The organism is Microbacterium galbinum (assembly GCF_023091225.1).
GTDB classification, from domain to species: Bacteria; Actinomycetota; Actinomycetes; order Actinomycetales; family Microbacteriaceae; genus Microbacterium; species Microbacterium galbinum.
In genome coordinates this window covers 362,437-379,323 of record NZ_JAHWXM010000002.1, presented here as the reverse complement: position 1 = coordinate 379,323, position 16,887 = coordinate 362,437, and the positions used below count along the sequence as shown (strand labels likewise).

General features: G+C 70.6%; 13 protein-coding genes and 1 tRNA gene. 9 read left to right on the top strand and 5 right to left on the bottom strand.

The features are described 5' to 3' along the window. Positions 1-19 precede the first annotated feature (19 nt). The 8 genes from KZC52_RS15885 to KZC52_RS15850 all read left to right on the top strand — a co-directional run bounded on the left by KZC52_RS15885 (position 20) and on the right by KZC52_RS15850 (position 8,181). A complete protein-coding gene (locus KZC52_RS15885) occupies positions 20-1,360 on the top strand; it encodes a carbohydrate ABC transporter permease (RefSeq protein ID WP_247625108.1) in 1,341 nt (446 codons plus the stop codon). Beyond that, on the top strand, positions 1,360-2,331 hold the full coding sequence (locus KZC52_RS15880; RefSeq protein ID WP_247625107.1) for a carbohydrate ABC transporter permease: 972 nt from the start codon (positions 1,360-1,362) through the stop codon (positions 2,329-2,331). The genes KZC52_RS15885 and KZC52_RS15880 overlap by 1 nt, the downstream gene beginning before the upstream one ends. A 68-nt stretch (positions 2,332-2,399) precedes the next feature. Next, the gene (locus KZC52_RS15875; RefSeq protein ID WP_247625106.1) at positions 2,400-3,776 is read left to right on the top strand and encodes a cystathionine beta-synthase; all 1,377 of its coding nucleotides are present in this window, start codon (positions 2,400-2,402) and stop codon (positions 3,774-3,776) included. A 69-nt stretch (positions 3,777-3,845) separates the two neighbouring features. Continuing rightward, entirely contained in the window at positions 3,846-5,000 is a 1,155-nt protein-coding gene (locus KZC52_RS15870) for a cystathionine gamma-synthase (RefSeq protein WP_247625105.1), read from the top strand. Between the two features lie 166 nt (positions 5,001-5,166). Further along, complete coding sequence (locus tag KZC52_RS15865; RefSeq protein ID WP_247625104.1) at positions 5,167-6,537, top strand: multidrug effflux MFS transporter; 1,371 nt, start codon at positions 5,167-5,169, stop codon at positions 6,535-6,537. 52 nt (positions 6,538-6,589) lie between these two features. After that, entirely contained in the window at positions 6,590-7,255 is a 666-nt protein-coding gene (locus tag KZC52_RS15860) for a phosphatase PAP2 family protein (protein WP_247625103.1), read from the top strand. A 9-nt stretch (positions 7,256-7,264) separates the two neighbouring features. Then, positions 7,265-7,867 (top strand): GNAT family N-acetyltransferase, encoded by a 603-nt coding sequence (locus KZC52_RS15855; protein ID WP_247625102.1) that lies wholly within the window; start codon positions 7,265-7,267, stop codon positions 7,865-7,867. 128 nt (positions 7,868-7,995) lie between these two features. Further along, the gene (locus KZC52_RS15850) at positions 7,996-8,181 is read left to right on the top strand and encodes a hypothetical protein (RefSeq protein WP_247625101.1); all 186 of its coding nucleotides are present in this window, start codon (positions 7,996-7,998) and stop codon (positions 8,179-8,181) included. Between the two features lie 101 nt (positions 8,182-8,282). Here the strand turns inward: KZC52_RS15850 and KZC52_RS15845 are convergent. Continuing rightward, positions 8,283-8,370: transfer RNA gene (locus KZC52_RS15845), tRNA-Ser, on the bottom strand. Between the two features lie 65 nt (positions 8,371-8,435). On the opposite strand from KZC52_RS15845, the gene trhO reads away from it, so the two are divergent. Next, entirely contained in the window at positions 8,436-9,326 is an 891-nt protein-coding gene (gene trhO, locus KZC52_RS15840) for an oxygen-dependent tRNA uridine(34) hydroxylase TrhO (protein WP_247625100.1), read from the top strand. A gap of 74 nt (positions 9,327-9,400) precedes the next feature. On the opposite strand, the gene KZC52_RS15835 is transcribed toward trhO, so the two are convergent. The 4 genes from KZC52_RS15835 to KZC52_RS15820 form a co-directional block, all read right to left on the bottom strand. Next, positions 9,401-11,683, bottom strand: coding sequence for a transglutaminase TgpA family protein (locus tag KZC52_RS15835; protein ID WP_247625099.1), 2,283 nt, complete (start codon positions 11,681-11,683; stop codon positions 9,401-9,403). Continuing rightward, on the bottom strand, positions 11,670-12,860 hold the full coding sequence (locus KZC52_RS15830) for a DUF58 domain-containing protein (protein ID WP_247625098.1): 1,191 nt from the start codon (positions 12,858-12,860) through the stop codon (positions 11,670-11,672). The genes KZC52_RS15835 and KZC52_RS15830 overlap by 14 nt, the downstream gene beginning before the upstream one ends. An 8-nt stretch (positions 12,861-12,868) precedes the next feature. Continuing rightward, positions 12,869-13,846 (bottom strand): AAA family ATPase, encoded by a 978-nt coding sequence (locus KZC52_RS15825; protein WP_247625097.1) that lies wholly within the window; start codon positions 13,844-13,846, stop codon positions 12,869-12,871. Between the two features lie 115 nt (positions 13,847-13,961). Beyond that, entirely contained in the window at positions 13,962-16,856 is a 2,895-nt protein-coding gene (locus KZC52_RS15820) for a DEAD/DEAH box helicase family protein (protein WP_247625096.1), read from the bottom strand. Positions 16,857-16,887 lie beyond the last annotated feature (31 nt).

Below are 16,887 nucleotides of genomic sequence, written 5' to 3'. Positions count from 1 at the left end.
TACTCAGAAGGGGACTCCCATGTCGCAAGCGACCATCGAGAAGTCCGTCGAAGCCGACGAACTTCCGGTGACGAGGCACGGCGCCGATCCGAAGGGGCGCGCGATCACGCGCGCCGTCCTCGCGATCGGCTTCGTCGTGCTCGTCGCCCTCGCTCTCCTGCTCGTCTTCACCACCTCCACCGAAGAATCCGCCCGCACGACCATCGGGTTCTCGCTCAACAGCTTCTTCGTCGCCCTCGGCGGCATGCACCCGCTCGTGCAGATCCCCGTGATCCTCGCCGTCTTCGGCGTGGTGGTGGCCATCATCCTGGTGCTCATCGAGTTCGCCCCGCGCCCCGGCCGCGGCTACTTCATCATGCGGCTGGTCGCCTGCCTGGTGATCCCGGTGCTCGCCTTCCTGCTGCTGCGTCCGTACCAGAACGCCGTGCTCTACGTCGTGGCGATCGCCCTGCTGGTCGGCGCTCTGCTCTTCTTCGCGGACTTCCGCGCCCGCCAGGGAGCCGGCTACCTCTTCCAGCTCGTGCTCTTCATGGCACCCGCCTCGATCATGCTCGTCCTGGGCCTGATCTACCCGGCGATCTCGACCATCTTCAAGTCGTTCTTCGACAAGACCGGCGCGAACTTCGTCGGCTTCGAGAACTACGTCTGGGTCTTCACGAACCCCGTCGGCACCTCCTCGGTGATCAACACGATCCTCTGGGCGCTCCTGGCCCCGACCGTCTCGGTGGTCATCGGTCTCGCCTACGCCGTGTTCATCGACCGGGCGCGTGGCGAGAAGATCCTCAAGGTGCTCGTGTTCATGCCCGTCGCGATCTCGTTCGTCGGCGCCGGCATCATCTGGAAGTTCATGTACGACGCGCGTCAGGGTGACCAGATCGGTCTCCTCAACGCGATCGTCACCGCGTTCGGCGGCGACCCCGTGCAGTGGCTCGCCATCAAGCCGGTGCTCAACACCCTGATGCTCCTCATCGTGTTCATCTGGACGCAGACGGGCTTCGCGATGGTGATCCTCTCCGCCGCGATCAAGGCCGTGCCGATCGAGCAGATGGAGGCCGCCGAACTCGACGGCACCAACGCCTGGCAGCGGTTCCGCAACGTCACCGTGCCCGGCATCCGCTCCTCGTTGATCGTGGTGCTCACCACGATCACGATCGCCTCGCTGAAGGTGTACGACATCGTCGCCGTCATGACCGGTGGTCGTGACGAGACGAGCGTGCTCGGATTCGAGATGGTCAACCAGCAGCAGAGGTTCCAGAGTTACGGGCACTCCTCGGCGCTGGCCGTCGTGCTGTTCCTGTTCGTGCTGCCCCTGATCGTCTACAACGCCCGATCGATGGCCAAGCAGAGGGAGATCCGCTGATGAGCGCCACACAACTCGTCGTCACGCCCGACAACCGCACCAAGCGGCAGGTCGCCCGTGACACGCGCAAGAACGAGGCGATCGCCCACAAGAAGCTGACGTCGAAGGGCGCGACGATCGCTGCCGCGATCATCGCCATCTTCTGGACGATCCCGACCTTCGGCCTCTTCGTCACCTCGTTCCGTCCCGGTGCCGACACGCAGAACTCGGGCTGGTGGACGGTCTTCACGAACCCCGAGTTCACGCTCGACAACTACGTGCAGGCCTGGAACTCGGGCGGCACCTCGACCACGCTCGCCTCGGCGTTCGTGAACTCGCTCGCGATCACCATCCCCGCGACGGTGTTCCCGATCGTGATGGCGGCACTCGCCGCGTACGCGTTCGCATGGATCGACTTCAAGGGTCGCAACATGCTGTTCGTGTTCGTCTTCGCGCTGCAGATCGTGCCGCTGCAGATGGCCCTCGTGCCGCTGCTGAGCCTGTTCTCGGACGGCCTGTCGATCAACGACGTGCCGATCTTCCCGGGCTTCGGTCTGAACGAGGTGCAGTACAGCTTCGCCCGCGTCTGGATCGCGCACGCGATCTTCGCGCTGCCGCTCGCGACGTTCATGCTGCACAACTTCATCTCGGAGATCCCCGGCGAGATCATCGAGGCGGCCCGTGTCGACGGCGCCGGTCACGGCCAGGTGTTCTTCCGGATCATCCTGCCGCTGGCCGCTCCCGCGATCGCGTCGTTCGGCATCTTCCAGTTCCTGTGGGTGTGGAACGACCTGCTCGTCGCGACGATCTTCGCCTCGCCGGGCGCGCTGCCGATCACCCAGGCCCTCAACTCGCTGTCGGGCACGTGGGGCAACAAATGGTTCCTGCAGTCGGCGGGAACGTTCATCTCGATCATCATCCCGTTGATCGTGTTCTTCGCCCTCCAGCGCTTCTTCGTGCGCGGCCTGCTGGCCGGCGCGACCAAGGGCTGACGCCTGAACGACGGATGCCGTGGCGCAACACTTCTGCGCCACGGCATCCGTCGTTCTACGCTGAACCTATGAAGTACGCAGATTCGATCGTCGACCTCGTCGGCGACACGCCCCTCGTGAAGCTCCGTCACGTCACCGAGGGCGTCGCGTGCACGGTGCTCGTCAAGCTCGAGTACTTCAATCCCGGCGGCTCGTCGAAGGACCGCATCGCCTCGCGCATCATCGATGCGGCGGAGGCGGCTGGGCAGCTGAAGCCCGGTGGGACGATCGTCGAACCCACGAGCGGCAACACCGGTGTCGGACTCGCCCTGGTCGCCCAGCAGCGCGGATACGCGTGCGTCTTCGTGGTGCCCGACAAGGTCGGCGATGACAAGATCGACGTGCTGCGGGCCTACGGAGCCGAGGTCGTCGTGACGCCGACGTCGGTGCCGGCCGACAGCCCGGAGTCGTACTACAGCGTGAGCGATCGGCTGGCGCGTGAGATCCCCGGCGCGTTCAAGCCCAACCAGTACGAGAACCCCAACGGTCCCCGCAGTCACTACGAGACCACGGGTCCCGAGATCTGGCGCGACACCGACGGCACGGTCACGCACTTCGTCGCCGGTGTCGGCACGGGCGGAACCATCAGCGGCACGGGGCGCTACCTGCGCGAGGTGTCGGACGACCGCGTGCGCATCATCGGCATCGACCCCGAGGGCAGCGTCTACAGCGGTGGAACCGGGCGTCCGTACCTCGTCGAGGGCGTCGGCGAGGACATCTGGCCCGGATCGTACGATCCGGCGGTGCCGCACGAGATCGTCGCGGTGGGCGATGCGGAGTCGTTCGCGATGACGCGCCGTCTCGCCCGAGAGGAGGGCATCCTCGTCGGCGGGTCGAGCGGCATGGCCGTCGTCGGCGCGTTGCGCATCGCCAAGGACCTGCCCGCGGATGCCGTGATGGTCGTGCTCCTGCCCGACGGTGGTCGCGGCTACCTCGGCAAGATCTTCAACGACGGCTGGATGCGCTCCTACGGGTTCAGCGAGGTGGAGGAGGGCGAGACCGTCGCCGACGTGATCGCCGCCCGCGCCGCGCGCCAGGGCGAGGCGATTCCGGATCTCGTGCACGCGCACCCGACCGACACGGTGCTCGAGGCGATCGGCATGATGACCGAGTACGACGTCTCGCAGCTCGTCGTGCTCAGCGCCGAGCCGCCCGTCATGATGGGCGAGGTCGTGGGCACGGTCGACGAGAAGGGTCTGCTCGACCTGCTGTTCCGCGGCGACGCCAACCCGGCCGACGCCGTGGGTGATCACGTGGGGGAGCGGCTGCCGCTCATCGGCATCCACGCGTCCGTCGCGCAGGCTCGTGCCGCGCTCGCCGACGCCGATGCGCTGCTGGTCACCGAGGGCGGCAAGCCGCACACCGTCCTGACCCGGCAGGATCTGCTCGCGTACCTCTCGAAGTGACGCGCGACGAGTGACGCGCGACGTAACAGGATCGCCGCCGCTCCGGAGCCCGCACGTAGGCTGAGGGGCATGTCCGAGCACTCCTTCGCCACCCGAGCCATCCACGCAGGTCAGGAACCCGATCCCCGCACCGGTGCGATCATCCCGCCGATCTACCAGGCCTCCACGCACGTGCAGGACGGCATCGGCGGCTTCCGCGAGGGCTACGAGTACAACCGCGCGGGCAACCCCACCCGGTCGTCGCTCGAGACCCAGCTCGCGGCCCTCGAGGGCGGCGTCTCGGCGCTGTCGTTCGCCTCGGGGCTCGCCGCCGAAGATGCGCTGCTGCGCGGCATCCTGAAGCCCGGCGACCACGTCGTGCTCGGCAACGACGTCTACGGCGGCACCTACCGCCTGCTCACCCGCGTGCTCGCACCGTGGGGCATCGAGACCACCACGGTCGAGCTCGGCGACCTCGACGAGGTGCGCGCGGCGATCCGCCCCGAGACCAAGATCGTCTGGCTCGAGACGCCCAGCAACCCGCTGCTCAAGATCGTCGACATCGCGGTCGTCGCGGAGGTCGCGCACGCGGCCGGCGCCGTCGTCGTGGTCGACAACACGTTCGCCTCGCCGGCGCTGCAGCAGCCGCTCGCCCTCGGGGCCGACCTGGTCGTGCACTCGACCACCAAGTACCTCGGCGGGCACTCCGATGTGCTGGGCGGCGCGGTGGTGTTCGGCGACGACACCCACTTCGACGCGATCAAGTTCCAGCAGTTCGCCGTGGGAGCCGTGTCGGCCCCGCTCGACGCCTGGCTCACCACCCGCGGCATCAAGACGCTCGCGGTGCGCGTGCGGCAGCACTCCGAGAACGCTCAGGCGATCGCCGAGTGGGCCGAGAGCCGTCCCGAGTTCGAGCGGGTCTTCTACCCGGGTCTCGCTTCGCACCCGGGCCACGACATCGCGGCCCGCCAGATGAGCGGCTTCGGCGGCATGCTGTCGCTCGCCCTCGCCGCGGGCCCGGACGCAGCCAAGGCGTTCGCGGAGTCGACGGAGATCTTCCAGCTCGCGGAGTCGCTCGGCGGCGTCGAGTCGCTGATCGGCTACCCGCCGGACATGACGCACGCCTCGGTGCGCGGCACCGCTCTCGCGGTCCCCGAGAACGTGGTGCGGCTGTCGGTCGGCATCGAGGACGTGCGCGACCTGATCGCCGACCTCGAACAGGGGCTCGCTCGCATCAGTTCCTGACGCGGGGCGTCGGAGCGCGAGACACCACATCCCTCGCGAGACACCACGGGGGCCCTGGTGTCTCGTCGCGGATGTGGTGTCTCGGCGCGCCCGCGCGGGCGTGCACGTAGAATGGGTGGCTGGGTCGAATCGATTCGACCGTCCGCCCTCGCTCCGAAAGGCCGTCGTGCCCGACGCTCCTCGCACCGACTCCGTCCCGACGATCCCCGCACACGCCGCGCCCGAACGCACGGCGACCGGCAGCATCCGCATCCCCGCCGCGACGGGAGCGATTCGCACGCTCGGGTCCAACCCGATCACGGCGCCGATCATGCTGCACCCGGGAGACTCGATCTCGAACGGCCGGCGCGCGCTGTACATCATCCTCCTCGGAGCGCTCACCGCTCTCGGGCCGTTCACGATCGACCTCTACCTCCCGGCCTTCCCGGTGCTCGAAGAGGACTTCCAGACGACCGCCGCGGCGATCCAGCTCACGTTGACCGGAACCATGATCGGCTTCGCGGTGGGGCAGCTGCTCGTCGGTCCGCTCAGCGACAAGATCGGCCGGCGGCTCCCGCTCATCATCGTGACGGCGCTGCACGTGCTCGCGAGCCTCGCCGCCGCGTTCGCGCCCACGCTCGAGCTGCTCAGCGCCTCGCGCGTGCTCATGGGCATGGGCGCCGCAGCCGGCGGTGTCGTCGCGATGGCGATCGTGCGCGATCTGTTCGGCGGGCGCCGACTCGTGGTGATGCTCTCGCGCCTCGCGCTCGTCTCGGGCGTCGCGCCCGTCGTCGCCCCGCTGATCGGTTCGTGGCTGCTGACGCTCATGCCCTGGCGCGGCATCTTCGGTGTGCTCGCGGCCTACGGCGTCGTGATGCTGATCTCGACCCTGATCTTCATCCCCGAGACCCTCCCCGCGGCCCGTCGTCAGGGCGGCGGCGCCACGGTGCTGCAGCGCTACCGCTCAGTGCTCTCCGACCGCGTGTTCCTCGGGGTGCTCGTGATCGGCGGCATGACCTTCTCGGGTCTCTTCTCGTACCTGTCGGCCTCGCCGTTCCTGTTCCAGCAGACGCACGGTCTCGACCCGCAGCAGTATGGTCTGCTTTTCGCCGTGAACTCGCTCGGCGTCGTCGTCGGCGTGCAGACCGCCTCGCGCCTCGCCGCGCGCTTCGGCCCGCAGTGGGTGCTCGCGCACTCGACCTCGGTGCTGCTGCTCGCGGGCACCGCGATCATCGTGACCGATCAGCTCGGACTCGGACTGTGGGGCACCGTCATCCCGCTGTTCGTCTTCATGACCGCGTGCGGCTTCACGTTCCCGAACGTGCAGGTGCTGGCGCTCGACCGCCACGGGAAGGCGGCCGGGACCGCTGCCTCGATCCTCGGCGCGACGAACTTCGGCGTCGCCGGTCTCATCTCGCCGGTCGTCGGCTGGGTCTCGCACGACGCGGGCATCACGGCCACGACGATGGCCGCGGTGATGGCCGGGTGCGCGGCGATCGGCATCCTCGCGCTCTGGTTCGTCGTGCGCCCGCGCACCGTCGGCCTGCTCACTCCCTGACGCGGCGGGCGCACCTCCCGGGTTCCCAGGCGCGCTCCGACAGAATGGGGCGATGGACAGGCGGATGCTGGTGTGGTCGGGTGTCGGGTGCGTCGCGCTGACCTTCGCGCTGGGAGCGCTGATCACCCTCGGGGTCGCGCACCCGTTCGTGTTCGACGCCTGGTGGAACGACGTCGTGGTGTCGTTCCGCTCGGAGGGACTGGTCGCCTTCGCGCACGCCCTCGACACGGTCGGCGGCGGGTGGGTCGCGGTGTATCTCGTGCCGCTCGTCGTGATCATCTCGTTCCTGCTGGCACGCCGCTGGAGATCTGGCGTGTTCGCGGCGCTCGCGTTCCTCGCGAGCGCCGGAGCGGTGCAGCTGCTCAAGCACCTCTTCGGGCGCGCGCGGCCGGAGGACATGCTGGTGCTCAGCGACTACGGGTCGTTCCCCTCCGGGCACACTGCGAATGCCGCGACCCTCGCCCTCGTCTTCGCGGTGCTGTTCCCGAACGTGTGGATCCGCATCGCGGGGGCGCTGTGGATCGTGCTGATGGCGCTGTCGCGCACCTTCCTCTCGGTGCACTGGGCGACCGACACGATCGGCGGCGCTCTGCTCGGGGCCGGGGTGGTGCTGCTGCTGGCGGCGTGGCTGCTGCCGTGGGTGCGGCGCCCGGGCGCGGCGGAACCGCCCGCCGATAGTCTGGACGACGCCCCACTCACCGACGCACCCACTCACTGAGGAGTCCCCGTGTCGAGCATCCGCCCGTACCGTCCGTCCGATCGCGCGTCGCTGTTCGACGTCTGCGTGCGCACCGCCGATGCGGGGGAGGACGCCACCGGTGTGTTCTCCGACGACGAGCTCTGGGGCCTGCTGTTCGCGGTGCCGTACGTCGAGCGCGACCCGAGCCTGGCGTGGGTCGTCGAATCGGACGACGGCCGCGTGGTCGGGTACATCGTCGCGACCGATGACACGGATGCCTTCGAGCAGTGGTTCCGAGACGAATGGTGGCCGCGGTTCGCAGACCGCTTCCCGCAGCCCGTCGAGCCGCAGACGCGCGAGGAGAAGATGCTCGCGTACGCCTACGGACGCCGGCCCGGCGCCGAGCCGAACGCCGCTGCGTACCCTGCGCATCTGCACATCGATCTGCTGCCGGAGACGCAGGGGCAGGGCCTCGGCCGCCGACTCGTCGAGACGCTGTTCGACGAGCTCTCGCGCCGCGGCGTGAAGGGTCTGCATCTCGGGATGGATCCGGCGAACACCGGTGCCGCGGCCTTCTACGAGCGCCTCGGCATGACGCCGCTCCCGACCGCGCCGGGCGGGCAGAGCTACGGCGTGACCTTCGCGGGCTGAGGCTCTCCCTTCGAACGGGCGCGTGCGCGGAAGGTAGTGTCTCGCTGGCGTCCGGGCTGGTCAACGCCCTGTGGCGGGAGCGACGGCGCCCGTAACGTTCCTGGTTCGCGACAGATCGGAGCTGGACCATGAGCGATTCCCGCAACACGCAGGGAACCCCCGGGGCGAATGACGACGCAGGCGCCGCATCCGGTGGCGCGTCGGAGAACGGAGCTTCGGAGCAGACCGGAGCCTCGGAGGAGACCGAGAAGATGCTCCGGGACGAGAGCACCGACGACGACGGAATGCCCCTCGAGAACCCGTCGGGCGGATGACGCGGGCGTCAGGCGTGATCGCCACGGACGTCGTCGCGGTGGACACCCCGCACATCGGAAACAAGAAGGCCCCGCACGAATGCGGGGCCTTCTTCGTCATCTGGCGGTGACGGCGGGATTCGAACCCGCGGTTGCTTGCACAACACACGCTTTCCAAGCGTGCTCCTTCGGCCGCTCGGACACGTCACCAGGGAACAACTTGTCCATCCTATCCGATGCGGCAGATGCTCCGTGACGCGGCGTACGATCTTGAGGTGGCAACCCCCAAGATCGTTCTCTTCTACGTCTTCACCCCGCTCGCCGACCCCGATGCGATCCGGGTGTGGCAGCGCGACCTCGGCGAGGCGCTGGGTCTGCGCGGACGGCTGCTGATCTCGGGCGACGGAGTGAACGGCACCCTCGGCGGCGACCTCCCCGCGCTCAAGAAATGGGCGCGCTCCTTCCGCTCGTACGCGCCCTTCAAGAACGCCGACATCAAGTGGAGCGAGGGTACCGGCGTCGATGCCGAGGGGCGCAGCCTCGACTTCCCGAAGCTGAGCGTGAAGGTGCGCGACGAGATCGTCTCGTTCGGCGCCCCGGGAGAGCTGAGAGTCGACGAGAACGGCGTGGTCGGCGGCGGGACCCGCCTGAGCCCGGAGGAGCTGCACGACCTGGTCGCCGAGCGCGGCGACGACGTCGTCTTCTTCGACGGCCGCAACGCGCTCGAGGCGCAGATCGGGCATTTCCGTGGCGCGGTCGTTCCCGACACCGAGACCACCCGCGACTTCGTCGACCTGCTCGACTCGGGCGCCTACGACGACCTCAAGGGCAAGCCCGTCGTGACCTACTGCACCGGCGGCATCCGGTGCGAGGTGCTGTCGAGCCTCATGACCGCGCGCGGGTTCGGCGAGGTCTACCAGCTCGAGGGCGGGATCGTGCGCTACGGCGAGAAGTACGGCGACGACGGCCTGTGGGACGGCTCGCTGTACGTCTTCGACAAGCGCGGATCGATCGACTTCTCCGATCATGCGGCCGTGATCGGCGAGTGCGTCGGATGCGGCGCCGCGACCTCGCGCACCGCGAACTGCCCCGACCTCTCGTGCCGTACGCAGTTCGTCGTGTGCGAGGACTGCGACCGCGTCGCCTGCGCACAGCACGCCGCCTGACGCACCGCATCCACGGTCGGAACCGGTCGGAACCGGTCGGAAACGGTCGGAACCGGTCGGAACCGGTCGAGACCCTAGGTCGCGGCGAGCGTGTCGACTCCTCGGGCGACGAAGAGGGAGCGGGGCACCAGGAGCGCCCGGGTGCGCGCCGGTGCATCGACGCTGCGCCGCAGATCGCGCAGCACGGTGCCCAGATCCGACGCGAGGTCGGCGGCATCCGCTCCGGATCGGGCGTAGGTCGCGCGTTCGACCGCATCGGCCAGGCGTCCGATCGCCGTCGCATCGACGCCGCGTTCGCGGATCAGCGCGGCCGCACGCATGCGCGGCGAATCGGCATCCGACGGCGGGATGCCGAGATCGACGAGTGTGCTCCGCACCTCGGTCCAGGCGGCGCCCGCGTCGCCGTCGCGCGCGCGATCCCGGCGACGGGCGCGAACGAGGGTGCGGATCAGGGCGGGGAGCAGCAGCACCACGACCGCGCCGAAGATCGCGAACATCACCGGTGTCGGGTCGACCGTGCGCAACTCGCCCGAGGAGGAGCTGTTGTCGCCGGCATCCTGACGATCGACCTCGGGGGCCGTCGTCTGCTCGGCCTGTGGAGCCGTGGTCTCCGGGGTGCCCGACGGCGTTGTGCCCGATCCCGGGGAACCCGTGACCGCCGTGCGGAACTCGGTCGGCACCCCGAGCGAGGCCGTGGGCTCGAAGGGCACCCAGCCGATGCCCGGGAAGAGCACCTCCGGCCAGGAGTGCAGGCGATCGCTCGTGACGGAGTAGATCGACTCGTCGCCGCGCTTCTCGCCGGTGAGCGAACCGGGCAGGTACCCCACGACGATCCGGGTCTCCATGCCCAGGCTCTCGGCCATCAGGGCGAAGGCGCCGGCGAAGTGCACGCAGTACCCCGAGCGCACGTCGAGGAACCGGGCGACGGCCTCGGCTCCCGTGCCGTCGAAGTCCTCCTCGACCGGGGTGTCGAGCGAGTACGTGAAGTCGCTGCGGAACCAGTCCTGCAGAGCGAGCAGGCGGTCGTAGTCGGTACCCTCGTCTGCCGTGACCTCGCGGGCCAACTCGCCGACGATGTCGGGGATCTCGACGTCATCGGTCTCTGCGGTGGACTCCGCCGCCGACACCGCGCGGATCTGCTCGAGCGTGGGGGTCACGCGCACCGAGGAGACGGTGTAGTCGGCGCCGACGGCATCCGCATTGCGCGAGACCAGCGTGCGGTTGTCGGGCATCACCCGCCAGGCGCGGGGCACGCCCTGGATGTCGGTCGCGGGGTAGGGGACGGGCAGCCACGAGCTCGACATCCGCAGGATCCGGATCGAGGTCGTCGTCTCCGTCACCTCGACGTCGGCACCCCACTCGGGGTCGCCGAATCCGTCGGCCTGCGACTGCAGGCCCCCTCGGTCGGGCTGCCACACCTCGCCGTCGAAGTCGGAGAGGGTCGTGAGCCGCAGATACGGCGCCGCGCCGCCCGCCGTCGCGACCGTCAGGACCTCGACGGGGTTGGGCTGGCGGAGATCGTCGCCGAGCCGCAGCGATGCGTCGACCGTGATCCCCGTTCCGGTGCCGGTGAGTCCGGCGGCGAGGGGCAGACCGGGTGCGATGGCGAGCGTCACGGCGATCGCCGCGGCACCGATGCCCACCGCGACGGATGCCGAGGTGCGGCGCGGTGTCTGCGGATCGGCGCGCGTCGCGTAGCGCAGCTGCGCGAGGACGAAGAGGGCGAAGAGCACGAACCAGACCACGTTCGCGTCGCCGAGGGTGACGATCATCGGGACGGATCCGACGAGACCGACGAGGAGGATCGGGAGGATCGCCGCACGAGCCGCGGCCAGCTGATCGAGCAGCACCGCGACGATCGCGAAGCCGAGCGCCATCGTCGCGGCGAGCCCGCGCGAGGCGGCGAGCGGCGCGGACCCGACCGCGACCTCCTGCCAGGCCGCGCCCGTCAAGGCGCCGAACGTCGAGAGCGTGGTGGGCGATGGGATAATCCCGAACAGCGCCGAGTCGCCCGCCGTCACCTGGGTGACGAGCGCCATCCCGACCAGCAGTTGCACGAGGAGGGTGCCGACATCGCGCAGCCACGCGCGGCGGTAACGCAGCAGCACGCGCATCACGAGCCCGGTCAGCGGAAGGAGCGTGACCGCCGCGACGACGGCGAACGACCAGGCCCCCGCCTCGATCACCGAGGTGAAGGGCCACATCGCGACGAGACCGCCGACCGCCGCGAGCACCGACGGCGCGAGGATCGCCGTGGGCGTCTCCTCGTCGCGGTGCCACGCGACCTTCGAGCGCGAGCGCGAGCGCGATCGTGATCGTCGGGAGGCGCTGCCCGTCGCCTGCTCAGCCCGGAACATCGCCGACTCCGATCCGCTCCGGGAGGGCGTCCGCCCATGCCGCGGCGACGTCATCACCGAGCGGGGCGAACGACCAGCCGTTGCGCGTCGCCGCCTCTGCCGCACCCTGCTCGGGCCCGGTGGCGAGGAGGATGCCCGCGGCCGCGCCGGCGGTGCGCAACGATGCCGCGTCGTCCTCCGTCAGCCTGCCCGTGATGTAGACCAGAGGGCCGGGAGGAGCGCCGCCGATCAGCGTCGCCACGTCGCGGTGGTCGCCCCGCGGCGCGATCAGTGCCAGGGCGACGAGCAGCGCGTCACGGTCGTCCTCGTGACCGCGCAGGGTGCCGAGCAGCACGCCCGCGCTGTCGATCACGTCGACGCCGTACCCTTCATCGGCGAGATGCACGGCCGACGAGGCGCAGAGCGAGACCGCGGCCTCGAACGCGGCATCCGCGTCGTCCCCCGGTCGATCCCACCGCTCGGCGCTGCGGTCGAGCACGACGATCGCATCAGGGCTCGACTCCTCCTCTTCCTGCCGCACCATGAGCTGCCCACGGTGCGCGGTCGCACGCCAGTGGATGCGGCGCATCGAGTCGCCCGGCAGGTAGAACCGCGGCGAGAGGTTGTCGGCGCCCTGGCCGAGGCGCGTCGACGACGTGTGCGCCGTGCCGCCGGCCGCGCCGACGCGCACGGCGAGGGGTTCGAGCGCGAAGACCTCGGGTACGACCGTGACGGTGCGCGTATCGCCGAACTCCTGCTCGCGCCGCGCGAGACCGAAGGGGTCGACGGTGCGCAGCACGAGCGGCCCGATCGGCCAGACACCGCGACGCACGCCCGTGATGCGGTACCCGAGCTGCCCGGACTGCGGCGGATACTCGCCGCCGGCGTCGCCGCTGACGGCGTCGGGCAGGACGTCGTGCCACAGCGCGTGCGGCACGCGCAGCGAGCGCAGGGCGAAGCGGATGCTGACGCGCGAGGTCTCCGAGACCGTGAGCAGGTCGGTCGACACCTGTCGGGAGACGGTGCCCGTGCGCCGCGGGAGCCAGGCCATGAGCGCCGAGAAGCCGGTGAGGAGGGCGAGCAGGGCCCCGATGTAGAGCAGGATCGGTGCGGCGACGAGGTTCGCTCCGATCACGCACAGCAGCGCCGCGACCAGCGCGCCCGCACCGCGGCGGGTCAGGGATCGGCGGCGTCGCATCGAATGCCTCAGACGCGGCTCGCGACGGGCACGCGCACGCGCTCGACGATGTGCGCGAGGGCCGTCTCGATGGGCTGGGCGCCGGCGCGGTGCGCACCGCGGGCGGGCAGCAGCCGGTGCGCGAACACCGGGATGAGGAGGGCGGTGACGTCGTCGGGGATCACGAAGTCGCGGCCGTCGAGCGCCGCCCACACCTTCGCGGCACGGATCAGCTGCAGCGTCGCGCGCGGACTCGCCCCGAGGTGCAGGCTCGGGTCGGTGCGCGTGGCCTGCGCGAGGGCGACCGTGTACTCCTCGAGCGCGGGCGCCACGTGCACGGCGCGGGCCCAGGCGATGAGCTGCGAGATCGAGCCGGCATCGGCGACCGCGGCGACGGCCGCGAGCGGGTTCACCACGTCGCGCTGTCGGATCATGAGGGCCTCCGCCGCGGCATCCGGGTACCCCATCGAGATGCGCATCATGAAGCGGTCGCGCTGCGCCTCGGGCAGGGCGTACGTGCCCTCCATCTCGAGGGGGTTCTGGGTGGCGACGACGAGGAAGGGCGAGGGGAGCGGATGCGTCGACCCGTCGACGGTGACCTGACGCTCCTCCATGGCCTCGAGCAGTGCCGACTGCGTCTTGGGCGAGGACCGGTTGATCTCGTCGGCGATGACGATGTGCGCGAAGATCGCGCCGCGCTTGAACTCGAACTCGCGGTCGACCGGGTTGTAGACCGAGACGCCGGTCACGTCGCCCGGGAGGAGGTCGGGGGTGAACTGGATGCGTCGCACGGTCGCGTCGACGCTGGCCGCGAGGGCGCGCGCCAGCATGGTCTTGCCGACCCCGGGCACGTCCTCGATGAGCAGGTGGCCCTCGGCGAGCAGGCAGATCAGCGCACTGCGCACGGCATCGGGCTTTCCGTCGATCACCTCTCCCACGGAGGCGAGGATCGCGGAGGTCTGGGCGGCGAACTGTTCGGCCGTGATCAGGGGGGAGTTGTCCGTCATGCGTTCCCTCTCGTCGGCGCTGCAGCGCGCGTTACTCGATCGTAACCCGCAGGGCATTCGCATGGGGCTGGCAGATCGCTGTGCTTCCTCGGGCCGCGGGCGCCCCGCACACCCGTCAGCCCCAGACGCGGGCCCGGGGCCGTGCGACGTCGACACGGCCCTCGCTGCTGCGGGCGACGCGGAGCAGGGCGAGACCCTGCGCGCCCTGCAGCTCGTGCAGCGTGCACGTGCCGATGGCCTGCCGCCAGTGGCGCTCGAACTGCTCGGCATCGCCGCGCCGCCGTGCGATCGCGCGCGGAACCGGCAGGAGGGTGCGCCCCGGGGAGAGCCGGTCGGCGAGGCGTTCGAAAAGCCGCGTCGACCCCGCGGCGCCGCGATCGATCCGCAGCAGGAAACGGGGTGTGCGCACCGCCGCGAACAGCTCTTCGACGGCATCCGTCACCACTCGACGATCCGCGGGCATGCCGCCCAGCTCGATGCGCACTCGGGTGCGGTCGTCGTCGACGTGCGCGACGATGTCGGTGTCGTCGAAGGGGCCGATGCGCCCCGCATCACGGAGGGTGCGTGCGACGACCAGGGCGGCCAGCCGGTACACCTCGGCGGGGTGGCGGCGATCGCGCAGGGTGCGCCCGAGCAGGGGCAGGAGCGTCGTCGCGGCGGCCAGCGCCCCACCGGCCGCGACGAGCGCGGCTCCGAGCGCCGGGTGCACCGCGAGTCCCTGACCCGCCAGGACGGCGAGCAGCAGGCCGACGCCGAGCGCCCCGCCCACGGCGGAGGTCGCGCCGTCGGCGCGCGCGACCTGGGTGGTGCGCAGCAGGGGAGCCGCCGCGACCTGCCGCACCGTGATCTCGTCGCGTTCGCGGGACGTGTACGGCTCGCCGATGCGCCACTCGGCGCGCGTGGTCGTCCGCGCCGGCCACGCGGCGCGCAGCAGATCATCGACGCCGCGGATGGAGGCATCCGGATGCTTGTCGAGCACCGCCTCGAACGCCTGGGCCGCTGCCGAGGGCAGTGCGTGCGCGAGTCCGCTGACGATCCGACCGTCGCCGTCGGCGTTCAGGCCCCACAGATGCGAGTGCTTGCGGCGCAGACGATCCGGCTCGCTCGCGTCGTCGAGGGCGACATCGGCGGGGATCAGGCACGCCACCGACCAGTTGTGCGCCACCTTCTCGGGCCACCCCGGATCGAGGCGCAGGGTGCGGCCCCGCAACTGCTGCGTCGCCGATGACGTCGCGACGGCGGTGAGGTCGATGAGGGTGTTCACGGCGGGGCAGTCCCATCCCTCGCCGAGCAGGCCACGGGTACCCACGAGCACACGCACCTCTCCGCGACGGATCAGCTCCGACACCGCGGCGACGATGCGTCCGCTGCCGGCGCCGGACGCGCGCAGGTCGCGCGTGGCCCCGGCGGCCTCGCCGATATCGACCGTCACCCCGAGCAGATCCGCGAGCGCGGGTGCGAGCGTCGCGGCGTCGTCGGCGCGCACGCGCAGGTACTGCGCGGTCAGCAGCACCGGCCGCAGCCCCGCGACGACGGGATCAGCGACGAGGGCGTCGAAGGTGCGCAGCGCTCCGGCCGCGGCATCCGCACCGCGCCGATTGCCGTGCGTCACGAAGTCGGTGACGACGACGGCACGGATGCGCTCGCCGTCGTCGCTCGCGAGCTCGCGGTGCAGGATCTCGACGGCCGCGGCATCCTTCGCCTCCGACGAGGCCAGTGTCGTCTCGACCGGGTTGCGCCCGCGGCGCAGCCCGCGGTCGGTGAGCAGGTAGCCGAAGTCGGCGAGCGAGCGCCGCACGTGCTCCCACTGGTTCGCGGCCGACGGATCGGCCAGCAGGCGCGCCTGCGCGAACCGCACGAGGACGGTGAGCAGATCGTCGGTCGTGCAGCGGTCGAGCAGCACCTGCGGGATGGCGGCGACGAGCGGATGCTGCGGCACGACCTCGCGCAGCACCACCGCGCACGAGCGGGCGAGGGCGAAGTCCGCGGAGAGTGCCCGGTCGATGCGGGCGAGCGGGTCTTCGTCAGGCGGTCCGTCGGCGGGCTGCAGCTGCTCCTCGAGGAAGGAGATGCCGTCGGCGGTCGACAGCACGTCGACGATCATCGAGTGCAGCAGCGCCTCGTGCCGGCGGATGAAACCGGCCTCCGCGGGCGTCGGTTCGGTGAGGAGAACGAAGTCGCGGTACGGGGCGAGGTGCCCCTCCTTCACCACCGCCGGGGTCGGGACCTCGTAGTCGACCTCTCCGAGCAGTTGGCTGTAGTTCTCGTACTCCGTCTCGTCGTCCGGCGACGGCAGGGTGGCGGTGAGACCGATCAGCAGCGGCTCGACCCCCGTCTCGCGGATGCGCGCGGCGAGGTACGCCACGACCAGGGCCCAGTGGTCGAGCAGGTGGTGGCACTCGTCGAGCACGACCGTGCGCACCCCGGCGGCGACGAGGCGGTCGATGAGCGCCGTGGCGTTCGGATGCAGCACGCGCGCGAGCTCGGCGGGATTGCGCCGGGCGAACTGCGAGCGCAATCGGCGCGTGCGACGACGGATGCCGGAGCGGTACTGCGCCGGATTGTCGATCGCGAGCTCGGCGAGCCAGGTCGCGGCATCGGCGTCGCTGCGCCCCGCCTCGACCAGTTCCTCGGCCCACACCACCCGCGCCAGGTCGTCGAAGGGCGAGCCGTCGCCGGTGACGCTGAGCGCCTGGTACGTGAGAGCGGTGAGGTCGGCGATCCTCTCGGGGTCGTCCGACACGGCGCCGGCATCCGGGGCGAGGTCGACGGCGGTGCGGACCCATTGCTGACGGATCGTGACGGTCGGGGCGAGGACGAGGGTCCGATGGCGTTCGCGCGCCGCGAGCAGCAGACCCAGCAGCGTCTTGCCCGATCCGGGAGGGGCGACGACGTGCAGCGGGTCCCGACCGCCGACCGGCAGCCGGGTGAGGACCTCGGCCTGGTACGTGCGCAGTTCGCCCGTGAAAATCCAGCCCGTGAGTGGGGAGGCGACGGGCTCGGGCGGCATGATCTCCCCAGTCTGTCAAAAGGTGCGCCCG

Bases quoted from the DNA above. Each gene is read 5' to 3' on its own strand.
- KZC52_RS15830 (WP_247625098.1), bottom strand. From the start codon at position 12,860: ATGCGACGCCGCCGATCCCTGACCCGCCGCGGTGCGGGCGCGCTGGTC.
- KZC52_RS15880 (WP_247625107.1), top strand. From the start codon at position 1,360: ATGAGCGCCACACAACTCGTCGTCACGCCCGACAACCGCACCAAGCGG.
- KZC52_RS15850 (WP_247625101.1), top strand. From the start codon at position 7,996: ATGAGCGATTCCCGCAACACGCAGGGAACCCCCGGGGCGAATGACGAC.
- KZC52_RS15820 (WP_247625096.1), bottom strand. From the start codon at position 16,856: ATGCCGCCCGAGCCCGTCGCCTCCCCACTCACGGGCTGGATTTTCACG.
- KZC52_RS15875 (WP_247625106.1), top strand. From the start codon at position 2,400: ATGAAGTACGCAGATTCGATCGTCGACCTCGTCGGCGACACGCCCCTC.
- KZC52_RS15860 (WP_247625103.1), top strand. From the start codon at position 6,590: ATGGACAGGCGGATGCTGGTGTGGTCGGGTGTCGGGTGCGTCGCGCTG.
- KZC52_RS15835 (WP_247625099.1), bottom strand. From the start codon at position 11,683: ATGTTCCGGGCTGAGCAGGCGACGGGCAGCGCCTCCCGACGATCACGA.
- KZC52_RS15870 (WP_247625105.1), top strand. From the start codon at position 3,846: ATGTCCGAGCACTCCTTCGCCACCCGAGCCATCCACGCAGGTCAGGAA.
- KZC52_RS15825 (WP_247625097.1), bottom strand. From the start codon at position 13,846: ATGACGGACAACTCCCCCCTGATCACGGCCGAACAGTTCGCCGCCCAG.
- KZC52_RS15885 (WP_247625108.1), top strand. From the start codon at position 20: ATGTCGCAAGCGACCATCGAGAAGTCCGTCGAAGCCGACGAACTTCCG.